11 protein-coding genes are annotated in these 15,123 nt (G+C 69.9%); 5 read left to right on the top strand and 6 right to left on the bottom strand.

The genetic code is table 11. The features are described 5' to 3' along the window. Positions 1-31: 31 nt before the first annotated feature. The 3 genes from OG897_RS19135 to OG897_RS19125 form a co-directional block, all read right to left on the bottom strand. Positions 32-814, bottom strand: a complete 783-nt coding sequence (locus tag OG897_RS19135) for an enoyl-CoA hydratase/isomerase family protein (protein ID WP_266658396.1) — start codon at positions 812-814, stop codon at positions 32-34. An 11-nt stretch (positions 815-825) separates the two neighbouring features. Beyond that, positions 826-3,141 carry a CoA transferase gene (locus OG897_RS19130; protein WP_266658394.1) on the bottom strand — a complete coding sequence of 772 codons (2,316 nt, stop codon included), beginning with the start codon at positions 3,139-3,141 and terminating at the stop codon, positions 826-828. Between the two features lie 111 nt (positions 3,142-3,252). Further along, the gene (locus OG897_RS19125) at positions 3,253-4,116 is read right to left on the bottom strand and encodes an IclR family transcriptional regulator (RefSeq protein ID WP_266658393.1); all 864 of its coding nucleotides are present in this window, start codon (positions 4,114-4,116) and stop codon (positions 3,253-3,255) included. A 452-nt stretch (positions 4,117-4,568) separates the two neighbouring features. On the opposite strand from OG897_RS19125, the gene OG897_RS19120 reads away from it, so the two are divergent. The 5 genes from OG897_RS19120 to OG897_RS19100 all read left to right on the top strand — a co-directional run bounded on the left by OG897_RS19120 (position 4,569) and on the right by OG897_RS19100 (position 9,481). Next, positions 4,569-5,555: an ABC transporter substrate-binding protein gene (locus OG897_RS19120; RefSeq protein WP_203183093.1), complete on the top strand. Its 987-nt coding sequence runs from the start codon at positions 4,569-4,571 to the stop codon at positions 5,553-5,555. 143 nt (positions 5,556-5,698) lie between these two features. Continuing rightward, positions 5,699-6,712: an ABC transporter substrate-binding protein gene (locus OG897_RS19115; RefSeq protein WP_203183094.1), complete on the top strand. Its 1,014-nt coding sequence runs from the start codon at positions 5,699-5,701 to the stop codon at positions 6,710-6,712. Further along, positions 6,709-7,614, top strand: a complete 906-nt coding sequence (locus tag OG897_RS19110; RefSeq protein ID WP_203183095.1) for an ABC transporter ATP-binding protein — start codon at positions 6,709-6,711, stop codon at positions 7,612-7,614. The genes OG897_RS19115 and OG897_RS19110 overlap by 4 nt, the downstream gene beginning before the upstream one ends. Further along, positions 7,611-8,444, top strand: coding sequence for an ABC transporter permease (locus tag OG897_RS19105; RefSeq protein ID WP_266658389.1), 834 nt, complete (start codon positions 7,611-7,613; stop codon positions 8,442-8,444). The genes OG897_RS19110 and OG897_RS19105 overlap by 4 nt, the downstream gene beginning before the upstream one ends. Before the next feature lie 143 nt (positions 8,445-8,587). Beyond that, positions 8,588-9,481, top strand: coding sequence for a zinc-binding alcohol dehydrogenase family protein (locus OG897_RS19100; RefSeq protein ID WP_266658387.1), 894 nt, complete (start codon positions 8,588-8,590; stop codon positions 9,479-9,481). A gap of 435 nt (positions 9,482-9,916) precedes the next feature. Here OG897_RS19100 and OG897_RS19095 read toward each other — a convergent pair whose 3' ends face one another. The 3 genes from OG897_RS19095 to OG897_RS19085 form a co-directional block, all read right to left on the bottom strand. Beyond that, the gene (locus OG897_RS19095) at positions 9,917-11,452 is read right to left on the bottom strand and encodes a carboxylesterase/lipase family protein (RefSeq protein ID WP_266658385.1); all 1,536 of its coding nucleotides are present in this window, start codon (positions 11,450-11,452) and stop codon (positions 9,917-9,919) included. 607 nt (positions 11,453-12,059) lie between these two features. Further along, complete coding sequence (locus tag OG897_RS19090; protein ID WP_266658383.1) at positions 12,060-13,589, bottom strand: UDP-N-acetylglucosamine 1-carboxyvinyltransferase; 1,530 nt, start codon at positions 13,587-13,589, stop codon at positions 12,060-12,062. Between the two features lie 106 nt (positions 13,590-13,695). Continuing rightward, a complete protein-coding gene (locus OG897_RS19085; protein WP_266658381.1) occupies positions 13,696-15,099 on the bottom strand; it encodes an FAD-binding oxidoreductase in 1,404 nt (467 codons plus the stop codon). Positions 15,100-15,123 lie beyond the last annotated feature (24 nt).

The raw sequence follows: 15,123 nt of genomic DNA, 5'->3' as shown, positions 1-15,123 counted from the left end.
GGCTACCGGACCGCCCGTGTCGCGCCTGTCGTCACCGCCCGGTGAACACAGGCGCCCGCTTGTCGAGGAATGCCTGAAGCCCCTCCGCCGCGTCGGCCGTGCCGGTCAGGTCGAAGACGCCCCTCTCCTCGCGTTCCAGTGCCTGTTCAACGGGTAGCCCGTATCCCTCGTCGACGACCCGTTTGAGCAGCCCGATGGCGGCCGTGGGCTGCGCGGCGAGCCGACGGGCCCGTTCGGCCACCACCGCGTCGAACTCGGCCTGCTCCACCACGAGATCGACGAGTCCAAGCTCCAGGGCGCGCTGCGGCGTCAGGCCCTCCCCCTCGATCATCAGCCGCTTCGCCATGTGCGGGCCGACCAGCCGGGGCAGGCGCTGACTGCCGCCGGCCCCGGGAAACAGCCCGAGCCGCATCTCCGGAAAGCCGAACGTTGCCTCCGACGACAGGACCCGCAGATCGCAGGCGAGTGACAACTCGGCTCCTCCCCCGAGCGCGTGACCGTTCATCGCCGCCACGACCGGCTTGGGCGCCTGCTCGATCATCCTCTGGACGTCGATCCAGCGGCGCATCTTCGCCTGGTTCGCCACGGAGAGGTCCCGCATCACGGCGATGTCGGCGCCCGCGATGAAGAATCGGCCCGTGCCGGTGATGACGAGACAGCGCACTTCAGGGTCGGCGGCGAGCGGCCGCAGGAGGGTAAGGAACTCCTCGATCATGGCCGGGTTCACGGCGTTCGCCTTGGGCCGGTTCACGCGGATCGTAGCGACGGCGCCGTCACGCGTCACGTGCAGTACGGAGCGCTTCTCCTCAGACATCCTGGCCTCGCTCATTCGGTCACTCCCTCGGCGGCCAGCGCCACCAGCTGTTCATCGTTCAGGCCCAGCAGTTCGCGCAGCACCTCGTGCGTGTGCTCGCCGAGGAGAGGCGCGGGACGGTCGAGCTCGCCGGGTGTCTCGGCAAGCCGCGCGACGATGCCCTCGTGCCGGACCGGGCCGGTCAGGGGGTGGTCCAGTACGGGATAGAAGCCGCGGGCGGCCAGTTGTTCGTCGGCCTCGACAAGGTCCTGCCCGGTCGCCACGACTGCTGCCCCCACCCCCTCGGCCTGGAGCAGCTCGGCCAGCTCGTGACCGTCCTGCCGACTCGTCCACGCGGCGAGGGCCGCGTCGATCTCGTCCTCGTGCGTGCGCCTGACATCCACATCGCCTTCGGCGCAAGGGAGACCGGCGAGGTGCGCCAAGGTGCGCCACTGCGCTTCGTCCGTCACCGACACCGCCACCCATCGGTCGTCCCCGATCACCGGATACACGCCGTGTGGCACCGCATGGGGTGAACGGTTCGGGTGTGCAGGGGTCCGGGGATCGGGCGCGCCCGTGCCGAGGACGGGTTCCAGGGCCGCCGGGCCCATCGTCGCGGCCATCGCCTCCAGCTGTGACAGGTCCACGTGTCCGCCGGCGCCCCGGGCCAGCAGGTCGAGCGTGGCGAGCACCGCGGAATTGGCCGCGATCATGTCGCCGAGCCCGAACGTCAGGCCCTGTGGCGGGCCTCCCGGATCGCGGGTCTCACTGGACAGGCCCGACATGGCGGCGAGCGTGTCGGCGAACGTCACGGCGTTGCGCCAGGGCCCGGTCTGCCCGACTCCCGCCATCGACACCAGGATGACGTCCTCGTTCAGTGCGCGCAGCGAGGCGTAGTCCATGCCCCATCGGGCGAGCACGCCCGGGCTGAAGTTCTCCACGACGACGTCGCAGTGCGGGACCAGCTCGCGCAGCAGCCGGCGGCCCTCCTCGGTCCGCAAGTTCAGGGCGACGCCGCGCTTGTTGCGGTTGAAGTTGAGGAAGTAGCCACTGTCGTCGGGGTCGGAGCCCGGCCGTAGATGCATCGACGGCGCGAAGCGCGTGGGGTCCTGGCGGTGCCGCGACTCGATCTTGACGATGTCCGCACCGTGCTCTCCGAGCTGCTTGGTCACGTAGGGTCCGGCAAGCACCCAGGTGAGATCGAGGACCCTGACCCCTGCCAGAGCCTTGGACCGCGGCCCCCCGTCACGGCCGCGCGCCTTTCCCGGCCCCGACGTGGGCCATGGGGCTTCGCCCGGAGCGACCTGCCGGAGCGCGGACAGAGTAACCGGCCGGGGCAGCGCCGCCCACGGAAACCCGGCGTCCTCGACGCCGCCGTCCGGCAGCCCCGCACCGGTGATGGTGACGAGAGACGCGCGATCGCGCAGTTGCGGGTTGGCCGTAAGCCGCTCGGGCGGTGCCACCTCCGCCCATGGCAGGGCACGCTCCCTTGCCTCGGCGGCGAGCGCCGCCGCCGGGCGCCGCGCCGCGAACCGCTGCACGACAGCGTCCACGTGGGCGCGCTGCCGCCATCGGAACGCGGCGTCCTGCCAGTGCTCGTCGAGAAGGTCGTCCGCTTCTCCCCCCTCGGCCATCCATGCCAGCAGGCCCGTCCACATCCGGTCGCTGCCCGAGTAACCCCCGGCCACGTACCCGTCCGCGGCGTCGAAGATCCGGTGGGCGACGTGCTCGTACACCCCTCCGTTGCGTACGGGAAATCGTCCGGCGTGGATCCACGCGAGCGCGGCGGTCTCCAGCGTGGCGGCGGTGGCCTCCTGCACGGAGACGTCCACCAGCTGAGGGGTGCCCGACACCACGGCCAGCAGTGCCCCGATCGCCGCGTGCGCCCCGGCGGTTTGCAGTGCCTGCTCACGCGGTGGCGGCTTGGGCTGCCCGTCAGGGCGCCCTCCGAGCCAGGTCATGCCGCCGGCCGAGGCCAGGATCAGATCGTCACCGACCCAGTCGCGGCGCGGTCCGGTCAGCCCGAAGGGTGTCACTACCACGTGCACGGCGTGCGGCCAGCGGGAGGAGCCGTCCCGTCGCAGTCCGCGCAGCCGTGCCACGGGTCCGCTCTCCAGAACTATGTCGGCAGCCGCCGCAAGCGCGTCCAGTTCCGCCGCGTCGCGTACCGGCGTCCAGCGCTTGCCCGCGTGCCAGTGGGCACGGGCCGCCGGGCCGAGACCCGCGCCCGAATCGGTCCGCACGACGTGGGCTCCGATCCCCACGAGCAGCCGGGCACCCTGGAGGGCGAGCTCATCGGTCAGATCGAGCACGCGCAGCGGCGTCGCATCCGGTTCCGTTACCACCACGGCTTCTCCTCCCATGTCCGCAGCCTTTGCGGCACCTCACGATCACCGTGGGAGGAGAAGCGGGCCACCACCTTGTTCCGCTGGCCGGACCGGGTCCGCTGCCGTGTGCCGTCAGCTCGCGACGGCCCGCACAGCGGTCGGCCGGCGTTTCGGTGTCCGCGCCGCGCGAGCGGGGTCGTACGACGTCTTCTGCGCGACACCGCGCCCGATGCTCTCCGCCGTGGCCTGCACCGCCGCGAGGTATCGGTCCACCGACACCTGCGCGACCGGCCCGGTGACCGAGAGTGCCGCGTACTGCGACCCGGGCAGCGCCACCGGTACGGCGAGACTGGCGTACCCGGCCCTGACTCCCCCGATCTCCAGCGCGTATCCCTGGCGTGCCGCCGTGGCCAGTCGCTGGGCCAGCACCCCGGGGTCCGTCACGGAGCGGGCGGCCAGCACCGGGAACCCGGCACGGGCGATGTCCGCGACCCGCTCCGGCCCGTCCGGGGCCAGGGCGAGCAGCAGCTGACCGGTGGCCGTGCAGGATGCGGGCAGCCTGCCGCCGACGTACGAGTGTGTGAGCACGTTGGCCTCACCGGCGATCTTCTCCAGGAAGAGCACATGGGTGCCGTCGAGGATCGCCAGGTGCACGGCCGTGCGGGTCCGGGTGAACAGGTCGGTCATCAGGGGGCGGGCCACGCTGCGCAGGACGGCGGACGCGGGTACGCGCTGTCCGAGATGGAAAAGCCTGATGCCGAGTTCGTACGTGTCACCGTGCCGGTCGAGCAGCCCCCATTGCACCAGTTCCTGGGCGAGGCGGTACGCCGAAGCCTTGGGCACGCCGGACCGGCGGCTCAGCTCGCTCAGCCTCAGCCGGCCTGCCCCCGACTCGAACGCGGCGAGGAGCAGCTGAGCCTTGCCCAGGACGGAATTCGGAGGCAGGACGTCCTCGTCGTCGTACGACTCCATCAGCATCCCCTTAATTCGTCGCATGGCGGTACAGGCCATTTGACGTGCAGCAACGCCATGTTGCATAGAGGGGAAGATAACCATCGGGCAACGGACGTCGTGACGTTCTCCTTCCGGGGCCGGTCGGCGCCCTGGGCGCACCGCCCCGGGTCGTTCGAGATGTGTGCGAAGAGCAGCGACTCCAGTCCGACGAGCGCCATCCCACGGTCAGCAGCGCAACCGGCAGGAAGTGCTCGGTGGCGGCCACCAGCGCCGTCGCCACCACCGGCGCTCGTGGCTCAGCGTCGCCTGATGTACCTCCGAGGAGTAGGCATGAGTGCTCCTCGCCGCTCGCCTGCGACAGGTGGAGCGTGCGAAGCGGCACATGCTGCCTCGACCATGCGGTCCGCCAGGTGGGACACCGTGCTTTCCGTCGGCCTTCCGGGATGTCAGGTTTCCGCCACCTCGACATCACTTCGACCCGGAGGTCGTTTCCGATGTTCCGTCTCCACCGCACGACCGGGCGCTTGGCGGCCGCCGGGCTCCACTCGCTCGTACTCCTCCTCGCCACCGCCTGCGGCGCCGGTACCACCGATTCGGCGGGTTCCACGGGCGGCGGGAGCCCGACCGTCCGAATCGCCCTCGGCGTCGACGCCTCGTACGCCCCGCTGTATCTCGCCGCCGAGCGTGGCATGTTCAAAAAGGCCGGCCTCGACGTACAACTGATGAAGGTGGAGGGCGGACCCGCCGCCGCCCAGGCGGTCACGGCCGGTTCCGCACAGATCTCCGCCAACGCCGACTCCACCGCACTGCCGCAGATGGTGAGCAACCCGCGTCTGCGTGCCTTGGGCGTCTTCCAGTCGTCGGGCCGCTACCTCAAGGTCGTTCTACGCGAAGGCATCACCGCACCGCGCCAGATCAAGACCATGGGCTCGATCCAGGGCCTCGGCTTGTACGCGACGCACGAGTACCTGCGGCACCACAGCGTCGACCCCGACTCCGTGAAGATCCAGCAGAGCGCGCCGCAGGAGATCCCCACCATGCTCCAGCGTGGCGACATCGACGGCTATATCCTCTTCGACCCCTGGGTGAGCAAGGGCGTCGAGGCGGGGGGACACATCGCCGGCTCCATCGGCGACTTCGGCGTGACGTACAGGCAGTGGCTTCTCGCGGACGACAAGTGGCTGAAGGACAACCAGGTACTCGCCGGGAGGGTCTTCAAGGTGGTCGCCGAGGCCGACCGGCTGGTGGCGAAGGACCCGCACGCGGCAGCCCTGGCAGCGCACGAGCAGGCCCAGCTGCCGGTCGCGGGAACAGAGAAGGCGCTCGGCGAGATCTCGTTCGAGTCCCGGGCTCTGACGACGGCCGATGTCGCGTCCTCGCGCCGGATCGTGGACTTCCTCCTGGAGCAGCACCTCATCAGAAGCGCTCCTGAACTCGACACGGTACTTCTGCGCGGTTGGTACGACAGGTATGCCGGATGACCGGCTCAGACGAATCATTCCCCGGCCGGTCCGCTGAGCGGACCGCCGTGCATGCACCTGCCCTCCGACCGGCAGTAGCGTGCGCCAACTCCCCAGCCAGTAACCCGATGACCTGCCGAAAAGCGTCCCGATCCGAGGTGGCCATGAAGACCGCGTCTCACCCGAACACCCGCCCGACAGGGCGCATCACCGGCTCCGCTCTCCTGACCGCCGCACTGTTCGCGGCAACCGCGTGCGGCGCGGGCACCACCGACGCGGGGGCCGGTTCGGGCTCCGGCGGGGCGGGTGAGCACCTTCGCATCGCGGTCGGTGTCGACGCCTCGTACGCGCCGTTCTTCGTCGCCGGTGCCGAGGGTCTGTGGGCCAAGCACGGGGTGGATGTCGACCTCGTACAGTTCGCCAAAGGCGGGGAAGGCGTCGACGCCCTCAATGCCGGACAGGTCCAGATGGCGGGGAACTCCGACGCCACCACCATCGGGCTGCTCGGACAGAGCCCGGACCTGCGCTCACTCCTCGTGTACGAGGACTCCGGGCGTTACCTCAAAGTCGTTCTGGCGCCCGAGGTGAAGTCACCGTCCGAGATTCGCAAGATGGCCGTGGTGCCGGGCCTGTCCGAACTGGCCGCCACGCGTTTCCTGGAATCGAAGGGCATCAAGCCGGGCTCGGTCGAATTCGTCACGGCCGACCCCGCCGAGATACCGGCCCTCACCAAGAAGGGCGATGTGGACGCTTACGTCCTGTGGGAGCCGTGGCCGGCCAAGGGAGCGGAACTGGGCTTGCGAATCCAGGAGACCACGGGCGACTACGGCCTCAGCTACCAGCACTGGCTGCTCTCGACCTCTTCCTGGCTCGAGGACCACAAGGACGTCGCCGCCAAGGTGGCCGCGGCCCTCGCGGAAGCGGCCCGGAAGACCGAGAGCGATCCACAGGCCGCCGCACAGGCCACCCAGGACGCCGCGAAGATCCCCACCGCTCAGACCGTGAACGCGGTGAAGGAGATCGACTTCGCCGTCCGCGACTTCACGGCCGAGGACCTGAAGGGCTATGAGGACACCGCCCGCTTCTACTCGGACACCGGCAAACTCAAGGCCCGCCCCGACGTGACCCGCGCCATCCAGCGAGGCTGGCTTTCCGACAACACAGAGGTGTCCCGATGACCGAGGCGACCAAGGGGATCGAGAAGGAGACGGCACCGGCAACCGACGTCGGAGCCACCACCGGGACCGGTCCGCGCAGTGAAGCGGCGGCCGGACGGGGCGCGGCTCTGCGCGTCGAAGGAGCGGGCATCTCCTTCGGTGACTTCCGGGCCGTCCAGGGGATCGACCTGGACATTCCAGCCGGCGAGTTCCTCTGCCTGCTCGGTCCGAGCGGCTGCGGCAAGTCGACGCTGCTGTCTTCCATGGCCGGCTTCGTCCAGCTCAGCGACGGGTCGCTCACCGCGAACGGCGTCCCCGTCAACGGCCCCGACCCCGAACTCGGCATGGTCTTCCAGAGCAGCGAGGCCCTCTTCGACTGGATGACGGTGCACCAGAACGTCGCTTTCGGGCCTCGCATGCGCGGCCGCAGCCGCACCGAACAGAACCGGGTGGCCGACGAGTTCCTCGGACTGGTCGGCCTGCGCCACTGCGCGGACCGCTATCCCGGCCAGCTCAGCGGCGGTATGCGCCAGCGCGTCCAGATCGCACGAGTCCTCGCGAACGAACCGGGTGTCGTCCTCATGGACGAGCCCTTCGGCGCGCTCGACGCGCAGACCCGGCAGGTACTGCAACAGGAGACGGCTCGCATCTGGCGGGCGTCCGGCTGCACCGTCGTCTTCGTCACCCACGACATCGACGAGGCGATACTCCTCGCCGACCGGGTTGCCGTCATGACAGCGGGCCCAGCGGCCTCGATCAAGTCCCTGTACACGGTCGACCTGCCGCGTCCGCGTGACGAGTCCGGCCCCGCGGCCCGGCGCCTGCGCGACCGGTTGCGGGAAGACATCGGAGAAGAGGTCCGCAAGGCCATGCGCGATCAAGGACTCGACGACCGTTTCGACCGAGAGGCGAAGGGCGCATGACGATCACCACAACCGAGGCTTCGGCCCCGCCCCGCACACGCACCCGCGCGCGCCGTACCCCTGGGGTGAGTGGCGGACAGGGGCTGCGCACCCTCGGCCTGTACGGCTTCGCCGTCCTCGTCGGCCTGGGTGTCTGGCAACTCGTGGCCATGAAGTACGGCCCTTCCCTCGTCGCCTCCCCGAGGGAGACCCTGTCGGCGGCCAAGGAACTGGCGTCCGACGGCACTCTGGGCAATTCGGTCATCGCCTCCAGTCGCCGCATCCTGATCGGCTGGGGCTTCGGCGTCGTGGTGGGCGCCCCGGTCGGCCTGCTCATCGGCCAGATCAGGATCGTCCGCCAGCTCCTGGAGCCGTACATCGAGTTCTTCCGCTTCATCCCGCCGGTCGCCTTCGTGACCCTGGCCGTGGTGTGGCTAGGCATCGGTGAGACGTCGAAGGTGGTACTGATCTTCTACACGGCCGTCTTCATCGTCACCCTGAACACCAGCGCGGGCGTGATGGCCGTCAACGAGTCCAAGCTGCGGGCGGCGGCCAGCCTCGGAGCGAGCCGCCGCCAGATTCTGCAGCGCGTCGTGCTGCCGTCCACCGTTCCCTACATCCTCACGGGCGCTCGCCTGGCCATGGGTAACAGCTTCCTGACGATCGTCTCCGCCGAGATCGTCGCCGCCCAGGTGGGCCTCGGTTCCCTGATCTGGACCTCTCGCAATTACGGCCGCATCGACTGGGTCTTCGTCGGCATCATCACCCTCGGAATCCTGGGCCTCGTCTACGACCGTGTGCTGCGCCTGGTCGCGATGCGTGTACTGCGCAAGTATGGCGTTAACGTGTAAAGGGGGAATGGTGATCAATAGGGGAGGCGCAGTGACCAACGGGGGAAGATCGGAGAACACAGCACGTGAGCACTTCCTCGACCACATCGCGCACGCTGGTCCTTGAGCAGTTCGGTACCCTGCCGCGGCTCGAGGAGCGGGCCGTGCCCGAGCCGCAGCCCCGGCACACCCTCGTCCGGGTGGCGGCGGCCACCGTGGCCCACCTGGACCTGAACATCCTCGACGGCCGGTTCGGCATCCTGCCCGAGTTGCCGTTCGTCCCCGGCACCCAGGGCAGCGGCTACGTAGTCGCGTCGGACACGCACCCCGTGGGCGCCCTGGTACGGCTGCGCGGTGAAGGGCTCGGGCTCAGCCGGGACGGCGCCTGGGGCGAGCACGCGCTCGTCCCCGACGCCGCCGTGGAGCCCATGCCCGAGGGCACTGACCCCGCCCTGGCCTGCATCTACTTCTCGCCGGTCGGCACCGCCTGGGCGACCGTCCACTCGATTGCCCGGGTACGGCCGGGGGAGCGGGTGCTGGTCACCGGCGCGTCCGGTGCGGTCGGCGCCATGGCCGTGCAGCTGGCGGCGCGTGCCGGTGCGGACGTGATCGGCGCTGTCGGCCGCCCCGCGAAGCTGCCGCACGTACCCGGGGTCGCCAAGGCGCTGCTGGCCTCCGACCTGTCCGAGGCAGCCATCGGTGGCAACGTCGACGTACTGATCGATACGGTCGGCGGCTGGATTCTGCGGGACGCCCTCACTCTGGTCCGCCCACGCGGCCGAGCCGCTCTCCTCGGCTATACGGCCGGCCGCGAGCTCACCCTGGACCTCGCGGACTTCTTCCTCGCCGACGTCTCATTGCTGCCGGTGAACATGATCTCCCGCGGGGCGGAGGTCGCCCCCGACGTGTTGCGCCTGCTGCCCGACCTGTCGACGGGCGCGTTGTCGCTGCCCTACGAGAGCTACGCGATGGATGCCCTCGGTGAGGCGGTGGAGCGGCTGCGCACGGGTGCGGCGGTCGGGAAGATCGTGCTCCGGATGGGGAACGCCGGACACTGAATTCCCCCCCCAGCGGGAGGGTGCGCGGCGCGCACGGGGCCCGGCCGGTGAACTCCGGCCGGGCCTCGTGCGTTCGGCGCCGGCTGGGTCCCCGGTTTCCCGTGCTCATGGGCCCCCTCACGCACCCGGGTTTCAGTGGTCGTCGCAACACCCCAGAGGAAGGATGCGATGGACTTGCGAGATCCGGAGGCACCGGAAGCCGCAGGGACGGCAGGAGCCGACCCGCGAGCGGGCGGCATACTTCCAGCTCATGCAACAGGGCTGCCGCAGCAGGCAAGGCTGTCGGATCGCCTCAACGGCCACCCACGCAAAACGCTCGGCTGGGAAACCCCAGCCGAGCGCCTGCCTGAATTCCTCGCGGCCTGATCAACACGGCCACGTGTTGCGACGATCCCAAAAACCGCCCGTGAGGCGGGCCCCGTGGCGCTGCCGGTCTCAGGACTGGGAAACGCCGGCCTGCGCGGCGAGTTGGTCCGGGTTGACGGGAAGCCAGTCGTAGCCGAGGGCGTTCCAGAAGGCGCACTGGCGACGCGCCTCGAAGACATTGGTCTTCAGTGCCCGGCTGGCGCCACCCGGCAGCAGGGACATGTACTTCCCGGCCCGCAACGAAGGCCAGGCGGCGAGTCCCGGAGCTGCGGGATTCCCGTGCTTCACGAACGAGCCCCAGTAGCGCACCATCTCCCTCGACAGCTGCTGCTGCCCGGGAGACAGCAGCTTCGAGGCCGCCGAGGGCAGCAGGTACGGCATCTCGCTGGCATGCGAGGCCCCGGGGTCGAAGCCCGGCGGCAGGGTGCCGAGGACGGGCGGGTGCGGGTCGTCGAACTCGTAGAAGTACGTGCGTGGTTGCAGACCGGCGAACTGACCCGCGAGATGCTGGTACTGGCAGCCGCCGAGCCCGTAGAAGACGCTGCTGTCGCCCCAGAGCGCGGCGAAGGCGTAAGTCCCGGTGTACGCGTCACCGTAGGCGTCGAACGGGTAGTGCGCGAGTACGGTGGGGGCCTTGGCCCCGAACTCGATGCGGACCGCCTGCTCGTACTGTGCCTTCGTGGCGTGCGCGAACGGCAGCGCCCATGGGCGCACTTCGTCACGCGTGCTTCCGATGAGAAGGGGGACGTTCGCGGCTCTGCCAGTGCGCACGGCCTCGCTCGGCGGGAGGGGAAGTTCGGGCCCTCCGGACACGGGCAGCGGTCCGCTCAGGACGCCGCCCACGAAACCACCGCTGGTGGCCAGCAGTTCTCCGGCCGGCTTGGCCCGCAGGCAGGAGAGGGGGGCCGGGGAGGCGGAGCAGCCGGCTGCCGCAGCGTACTTGTTGCCGCGGGCGACTGCCTGGGCGGCGGTGTGGCTGGGGCAGCCGCCGCTCTGGATGATCGCTCCCGAGAAGAGACCGCGGGCCGGCGGCGAGGCGAGGAGTGCGCAGACGGAGTGGCCGCCGGCGGATTCACCAGCGATGGTCACGCGGCTCGCGTCCCCGCCGAAGGCGCCGATATTGCGCTGCGTCCACCGCAGGGCCGCCTCCTGGTCGAGCAGACCGTAGTTGCCCGCGCCCTGCCTGCTCAGCCCGGGCAGGTCGAGGAATCCGAACACGCCGAGGCGGTAGTTGATCGTGACAACCACGACGTCGTTGGCCTCGGCGATCTGCGAGCCGTCCTCGGAGTTGCCCGAACCGAAGGAGAAGCCGCCGCCGTGGATCCAGAACATGACCGGCAGTGGCCGCGCTGTCCGGTGGGCCGGGGTGTACACGTTCAGGTACAGGCAGTCCTCACTCATCACCGGACCGCCGTCACCGCCGAACTGCAGGCAGCGGGGGCCGCTGGTCATCGCAGGCCGGGTGCCTGTCCAGGAGGAGGCGGGAGCGGGAGGCTGCCAGCGTCCGGGGCCGACCGGTGGCGCGGCGTACGGGATACCGAGGAAGCGGTCGACTTCCTCGGCCGACGTCCCTGCCACCGCTCCCCTGTCGGTGGAGATGGTCAAGGAGTGTGGGAGGGCTGACGCGGGGACAGCCGCTATGAACGTCAGCAGGGCGAACAGGCTTGTCAAGCCGGCCAGCCCTCTTCGAACAGTAGCGCGCACGGAGTCTCCTGAGATGCTGGAGCAATGGGGCAGCCATGATGGGGCTCGTGCAGCAGGTGGACGACGTTCCCGTTCCGTTCAACGGACCCTCGGCGGTCGCCGCCGGTGCTTCTGCTGTCGGAAGTCGCGGGGCGACCTGGGCGGCGCGGCCAGAAGGACGGGATCGGGGCTCCGCGGCTCGGGCGCCGACGGGGAGCGAGCGCTACCTCAGGACCCGGGCCGCTGGAGCGCATCTCCACGTTGACCCTTTCCCGGCGCCGTCCGGCCATGACGCTCCGGGCCCCGAGGTGTCACACCCCGATCGGAAAGAATGCCCTGACCAGCGGTTCCTGCTGGCCCGCTCCCCGCGACGTCTTTTCGATGACTCATCGCGTGAAGATCGCGGTGCACGGAAGTCGTCGCTCCTGGTCCAAAGTCCCAGAAAAGTCCCAGGGACTCCGCCACACCCCGCCTCAACTCGCATTTGTGCAGGTCAGAAGGGGTGTGACGGTGCCATTTTTGCGGGCTTTCAGATGTCCCGGAAGATCTCGATCTGCGCGCCCACCGAGTTGAGGCGCTCCGCGAGGTCCTCGTAGCCTCGGTTGATCACGTACACGTTCCGCAGTACGGACGTGCCCTCGGCCGCCATCATCGCGAGGAGGACGACCACCGCCGGGCGCAGGGCGGGCGGGCACATCATTTCGGCCGCGCGCCAGCGGGTCGGGCCCTCGACCAGTACCCGGTGCGGGTCCAGGAGTTGGAGGCGGCCGCCGAGGCGGTTGAGGTCCGTGAGGTAGATCGCACGGTTGTCGTAGACCCAGTCGTGGATGAGGGTCTGGCCCTGGGCCGTGGCGGCGATGGCCGCGAAGAAGGGGACGTTGTCGATGTTGAGGCCCGGGAAGGGCATCGGGTGGATCTTGTCGATCGGCGCTTCGAGCTTCGAGGGGCGGACCGTCAGGTCGACGAGACGGGTGCGTCCGTTGTCCGCGCTGTACTCGGGGGAGCGGTCGTGGTCGAGGCCCATCTCCTCCAGGACCGCGAGTTCGATTTCGAGGAACTCGATCGGGACCCGGCGGATGGTCAGCTCGGACTCCGTGACCACGGCAGCGGCCAGCAGGCTCATCGCCTCGACCGGGTCCTCGGAGGGGGAGTAGTCGACGTCGACGTCGATGTCCGGCACACCGTGCACGGTCAGGGTGGTGGTGCCGACCCCGTCGACCCGTACGCCCAGCGCTTCGAGGAAGAAGCACAGGTCCTGGACCATGTAGTTGGAGGACGCGTTGCGGATGACGGTCGTGCCGTCGTGGCGGGCGGCGGCCAGCAGCGCGTTCTCGGTCACGGTGTCGCCGCGCTCGGTCAGGACGATCGGGCGGTCGGGACCGGCCGACTTCTCGACCTCGGCGTGGTAGATGCCCTCGGTGGCCGTGATGTCCAGGCCGAACCGGCGCAGCGCGATCATGTGCGGCTCGATCGTGCGCGTACCGAGGTCGCAGCCTCCCGCGTACGGCAGCTTGAAGCGGTCCATGCGGTGCAGCAGCGGGCCGAGGAACATGATGATCGAGCGGGTCCTGCGGGCGGCGTCGGCGTCCATCGCCGCCATGTCCAGCTCGGCGGGCGGGACGATCTCCAGGTCCTTGCCGTCGTTGATCCAGCGGGTGCGGACGCCGATCGAGCTCAGTACCTCCAGAAGGCGGTACACCTCCTCGATCCGGGCGACCTTGCGCAGGACCGTGCGCCCCTTGTTGAGGAGGGTGGCGCAGAGCAGGGCGACACAGGCGTTCTTGCTGGTCTTGACGTCGATCGAGCCGGAGAGGCGACGGCCGCCCACCACGCGCAGATGCATCGGGCCCGAGTACCCGAGCGACACGATTTCACTGTCGAGGGCTTCACCGATTCGGGCGATCATCTCAAGGCTGATGTTTTGATTGCCGCGCTCGATCCGGTTCACCGCGCTCTGGCTGGTGCCGAGTGCGTCCGCGAGCTGCGTCTGCGTCCAGCCACGGTGCTGACGGGCGTCACGGATGAGCTTGCCGATGCGTACGAGGTAGTCGTCTGCCATGGGCGGAAGGCTATCTCAGATATGAGATGACAACTCACCCGGCTGGACCAGGGGGGTGACCCGGGGGCGGCGGACCTGCCATCCCGTCAGATCCGCCCGCGCCCGTTCAGTCCGTCGCCGGAACGATGTTGCGGTTGTGCCGGAAGAGGTTGCCGGGGTCCAGGCGGCCCTTCAGTCGCGCCAGCCGCTCGTAGTCCGCCGCCTCGTAACCGCTCCTGGTCTGCGCCTCCGTGGCCCGCTCGCCGTCCCCGAACGTGAACGGCAGCGCGGAGCCCAGCGTCCGCCCGGCGAGCGTGCCGTGCAGGCCGTCCTGTACCGAACGGGCGACGGGGAGGGAATCGTTCCCTTCGATCGGTGTGATGAGCTGCACAAGGTACGAGGCGTTCCGGTGCCCGATCGCGCCGCCGTCACCGCCCCCGGGCGTCCGCGTCAGCGCACCCCCGAGGTGCCGCACATTGAGCACGCACATGATGTCCGCTTCGGGCCCGCCCGCCTTGATCACGGAGGCGAGCGCGTCCTCGTCGATCCCGTCGAGCAGGACGTTCGTCGAGCTGTACGCGTGCGGGAAGGGCGGGTCGCTGTAGATCCGGGCGCTGTCCGTGTACGGCAGCTCGCGGACGCCGTCCTTCAGCGGCGTCGCGACCGCCCGCAGTGGGGCCACGAGGCGCTCGCCCTCCTCCGCCGTACCGCTGAAGGCGACCGACACCGTGGCGACGTACCGTCCGCGCAGCTCGTCCGGGAGCACCGGCAGGTCCGGGTACGCGACGAACCCGATCCCCGAGGTCAGCTTCTCCGGCACCGTCCGTGTCCACGCGGCCCAGGTCCGCATCAGCTTCTCGGCGTGCTCCCCGTCGAAGACCAACTGCCCGCCGTACACCCGCGTCACCGGCACGAGCCCGATCTCGATCGCGGTCACCACGCCGAAGTTGTGCCCGGCCCCACGCAGCGCCCAGAACAACTCCGGGTCGCTCGCGGCGTCCACCGTCCTCAACTCCCCGTCGGGCGTGACCAGTTCGGCGGACTTCAGGTGGTCCGACGCGTACCCGAACTCCCGGGCCAGCACCCCGATGCCACCACCGAGGGTGTACGACGCCGCGCCCACGCCCGGGAAGGATCCGCTGAGCGGCGCGAGCCCGAACCGCGCCGCCTCCTCGATCACCCTGCCCCACTGGACACCCGCGCCGATCCGCGCCGTACGCGCGTCGGCGTCGATGTGCACGGCGTCCAGCGCGCGGGTGCTGACGACCACGCCGCCCTCGTTCACGACCGACAGCCCGTGCCCGGTGGCCTGCACGGCGACGCTCAGGCCGTGCGCACGGGCGTACGACACCGTGGCGCGCACGTCCTCGGCGCTGCGGGCCGCCACGACCACGGCGGGCCGGTGCGGGGAGGCGGTGTTGAACCCGGCGAGCTCCCTGCCGTACCCGTCGTCCCCGGGGACGTACACGGAGCCTTCGACGGTCGGGAAGTCGGTCGGGAAGTCCTTGCCCACCACTGTGCCGCTCCTCACCACTGTGCCGCTCCTCAACTCGGG

The organism is Streptomyces sp. NBC_00237 (genome assembly GCF_026342435.1).
Lineage (GTDB): Bacteria > Actinomycetota > Actinomycetes > Streptomycetales > Streptomycetaceae > Streptomyces.
The sequence above is the reverse complement of the archived record's forward strand: the minus strand, read 5'-3'. Positions and strand labels throughout refer to the sequence as shown.

Bases quoted from the DNA above. Each gene is read 5' to 3' on its own strand.
- OG897_RS19135 (WP_266658396.1), bottom strand. From the start codon at position 814: ATGTCTGAGGAGAAGCGCTCCGTACTGCACGTGACGCGTGACGGCGCC.
- OG897_RS19125 (WP_266658393.1), bottom strand. From the start codon at position 4,116: ATGCGACGAATTAAGGGGATGCTGATGGAGTCGTACGACGACGAGGAC.
- OG897_RS19120 (WP_203183093.1), top strand. From the start codon at position 4,569: ATGTTCCGTCTCCACCGCACGACCGGGCGCTTGGCGGCCGCCGGGCTC.
- OG897_RS19115 (WP_203183094.1), top strand. From the start codon at position 5,699: ATGAAGACCGCGTCTCACCCGAACACCCGCCCGACAGGGCGCATCACC.
- OG897_RS19110 (WP_203183095.1), top strand. From the start codon at position 6,709: ATGACCGAGGCGACCAAGGGGATCGAGAAGGAGACGGCACCGGCAACC.
- OG897_RS19105 (WP_266658389.1), top strand. From the start codon at position 7,611: ATGACGATCACCACAACCGAGGCTTCGGCCCCGCCCCGCACACGCACC.
- OG897_RS19090 (WP_266658383.1), bottom strand. From the start codon at position 13,589: ATGGCAGACGACTACCTCGTACGCATCGGCAAGCTCATCCGTGACGCC.